The organism is Streptomyces sp. NRRL B-24085 (genome assembly GCF_001282115.1).
Lineage (GTDB): Bacteria > Actinomycetota > Actinomycetes > Streptomycetales > Streptomycetaceae > Streptomyces.
This window is the reverse complement of record NZ_LJBR01000178.1, coordinates 1-2939: the sequence shown is the minus strand read 5'-3', so window position 1 is coordinate 2939 and position 2939 is coordinate 1. Positions and strand designations below refer to the sequence as shown.

The following is a 2939-nucleotide window of genomic DNA, read 5'->3' as shown; positions in this document are numbered from 1 at the left end:
CGGACCCGCCGACCTGGACGGCGTGACCCATCTGTCCATAGGGGTCTCCTGGGACCCCACCGCGGGCGCCAGCGGCGGGGTGATCGGCAAGCTCCGCCGCAAGACCGGCACGGACCTCGACCTGATCGCCATCGCCATGCACGACGGCGACCCGGTGCGCCTCGCGGGCCTGGACTCGCTCGACCCCATCGGCAACGGCTCCCTGCTGCACAGCGGCGACAACCAGACCGGCCACGGGGACGGCGACGACGAGACGGTCACCGTCGAGTTCGCGAAGCTCCCGGCGCACATCACGTCGATCGTCTTCGTCGCCGCCGCCTACAAGAAGGGCAGCTCCTTCCAGAAGGCCCGCAACATCAGCTTCAAGGTCTACGACGCCACCGGCGGCAGCTCCCAGCAGGTCGCCGACATCTGGCCGTCCATGCTCACCACGGACAACGGCTGCGCGGTCGCCAAGGCGGTCCGGGTCGGCACCACCTGGAAGCTGGAGGTCATCAACGTCACGGGCAAGATCAAGCAGGGCGACGAACTGGCCCTGATGCGCTTCGCCGCGAGCAAGTAGCGGGCACCGGGAGCGGGTTGTCGAGGGGAGGGGCCATGACCGCGGCGGCCCTTCCCTCTCGCGACCGGCCCTTCCGTCCCTCGGTCGGCCCTTCCCTCTCGCGACCGATGAGTTCCGGGGCCTGCCGGGGTCTGCCTCCGCAGAGAACCGAACTCTGTGAGGGGACCCATGACCGCACACGCACTGCCTCCCGTGGTCGACGCCGCGACCTGGGAGCGCCGGCTCGGGGAACTGCGAGCCCGGGAGAAGGCCGCGACACGCGAACTCGACGCCATCGCGGCCGAGCGGCGCCGCCTGCCGATGGTCGAGATGCCCGACTACACACTGGAGGGCGCGGACGGCCCCGTACGCCTGGTCGACGTCTTCGAGGGCAAGCGGCAACTGATCGTCTACCACCACATGTGGTCCGCCGGCCAGGAGTGGCAGTGCTCGGGCTGCACCGGCTTCACCGCGCAGTTCACCCGCCTGGAGTTCCTGGACGACTACGACGCCCGGTTCGTCGTCGTCACCCAGGCCCCGATCGAGGAGGCCCTCGCCTACCGGGAGCGGGTGGGCAACCGGATGCCGTGGTACTCCACCGCGAACAGCCCCTTCGGCGGGGACGTCGGCGCCCCGCCCGGCGGAGGCTTCGCGGTCAACGTCTTCCTGCGCGACGGCGACACCGTCCACCGCACCTGGCACACCGACGGCCGCGGCACCGAGCAGCTCAGCCACACCTTCGCCCTGATCGACCTCCTGCCCTACGGCCGCCAGGAGCAGTGGCAGGACTCCCCCGAGGGCTGGCCCCAGTCCCCCACGTACAGCCGCTGGGCCACCTCCAAGGACATCGCCGCGCGCTACGGCCCCGGCTCCGCCGACGCGCGCTGAGCAGGCCCGGGGCGGGGGGCGCCGCGAGCTCCTCGCCCTGCCCCCTGCGTCCCGGCAGTCCACACTGGTGCCAGGAGTGTCGCCGCCCTTGTTCTCGTCCGAGGAAGGTGGGTGCGCGCATGTGCCGTTGGATCGCCTACTCGGGCACGCCCGTCCTGCTGAGCCGCGTCCTGTTCGATCCTCAGCACAATCTGATCGACCAGAGCCTGCACTCCCGCATGGGAGTGGAGACCACCAACGGCGACGGCTTCGGCATCGGCTGGTACGCACAGGACCTCACCACGCCGGCGGTGCTGCGGGACGTGGGCCCCGCCTGGAACAACCGGAACCTCCAGGAAGTCGCCCACCACGTCCGTTCGGGGCTGTTCTTCGCCCACATCAGGGCAACCACCGGAACCGCCGTCCAGCAGACCAACTGCCACCCCTTCCGCAGGGACCGCTGGCTGTGGATGCACAACGGCATGATCAGCGAGTTCCATCGGCTCCGCCGGGACCTGGCCCTGGCCGTCGATCCGGCCCTCTTTCCCGAGATGGAGGGTTCCACCGACTCCGAGCTGATGTTCTACCTGGCCCTGACCTTCGGCCTCACCGAGGACCCGCCGGGTGCCGTGGCCCGCATGGCCGGCCTGGTCGAGGAGACCGGCCACCGGCACGGCGTCCCGCACCCCCTCCAGATGACCGTCGCCCTCTCCGACGGCGAGCGTCTGTGGGCCTTCCGCTACTCCAGCGAGGGCGCGTCGCGGTCCCTCTTCTACAGCACCGCGGTGGACTCCCTGCGCGCCCTCCACCCGGACGCCACGTTCCTCCAGGAGATCGGGGACGAGACCCGCCTGGTCGTCTCCGAGCCCCTGGGCGACCTCCCCGGAGCCTGGAACGAAGTCCCCGAAAGCAGCTACGGCGTCATCCAGCCGGGCCCGGACATGCTGTATCCGTTCCGGCCCCGGGCGTAGCACGGTCAACGGCTCGCGGAAGAGATCGCCGGCGTCATGGCCGCGGAGCCGCCCGCGGAGGCCGTCACCGATTCAGCCCCTGTCAGTCCGTCAACTCGGTCAGCAGCCCGCGGACGCGCCGCTCGATCTCGTTACGGATCGGACGCACCGCGTCCACCCCCTGCCCTGCCGGGTCATCGAGCTGCCAGTCGAGGTAACGCCTGCCGGGGAAGACCGGGCAGGCGTCACCGCAGCCCATGGTGATCACGACGTCCGACGCCTGGACGGCATCCGCCGTGAGCACCTTCGGCGTCTCGGTGGAGATGTCGATGCCGACCTCCTTCATCGCCTCCACCACGGCCGGGTTGACGGAGTCGGCGGGTGCCGAGCCGGCGGAGCGGACCTCGACGCGGTCCCCCGCGAGGTGGGCGAGGAAGGCCGCGGCCATCTGGGACCGGCCCGCGTTGTGGACGCAGACGAACAGGACCGACGGGCGGGGGCCGGGAGCAGTCATGGCGTGGTCTTCCTGGGGACGACGGATCAGGGGGCCGCACATCACATCACTGGCTGCTGATGTGACA

Annotated in this window: 4 protein-coding genes; 3 read left to right on the top strand and 1 reads right to left on the bottom strand. The window is 70.6% G+C overall.

The window, feature by feature from the left end:
* The 3 genes from AOJ26_RS20610 to AOJ26_RS20600 form a co-directional block, all read left to right on the top strand.
* The coding region (locus AOJ26_RS20610; protein WP_053849803.1) for a TerD family protein at nucleotides 1–562 on the top strand (562 nt) is incomplete at its 5' end.
* 168 nt (nucleotides 563–730) lie between these two features.
* Entirely contained in the window at nucleotides 731–1429 is a 699-nt protein-coding gene (locus tag AOJ26_RS20605) for a DUF899 domain-containing protein (RefSeq protein WP_053849802.1), read from the top strand.
* A 119-nt stretch (nucleotides 1430–1548) separates the two neighbouring features.
* The gene (locus tag AOJ26_RS20600; protein WP_053849801.1) at nucleotides 1549–2379 is read left to right on the top strand and encodes a class II glutamine amidotransferase; all 831 of its coding nucleotides are present in this window, start codon (nucleotides 1549–1551) and stop codon (nucleotides 2377–2379) included.
* Nucleotides 2380–2461: 82 nt separating this feature from the next.
* On the opposite strand, the gene AOJ26_RS20595 is transcribed toward AOJ26_RS20600, so the two are convergent.
* On the bottom strand, nucleotides 2462–2872 hold the full coding sequence (locus tag AOJ26_RS20595; protein ID WP_053849800.1) for an arsenate reductase ArsC: 411 nt from the start codon (nucleotides 2870–2872) through the stop codon (nucleotides 2462–2464).
* Nucleotides 2873–2939: the final 67 nt, after the last annotated feature.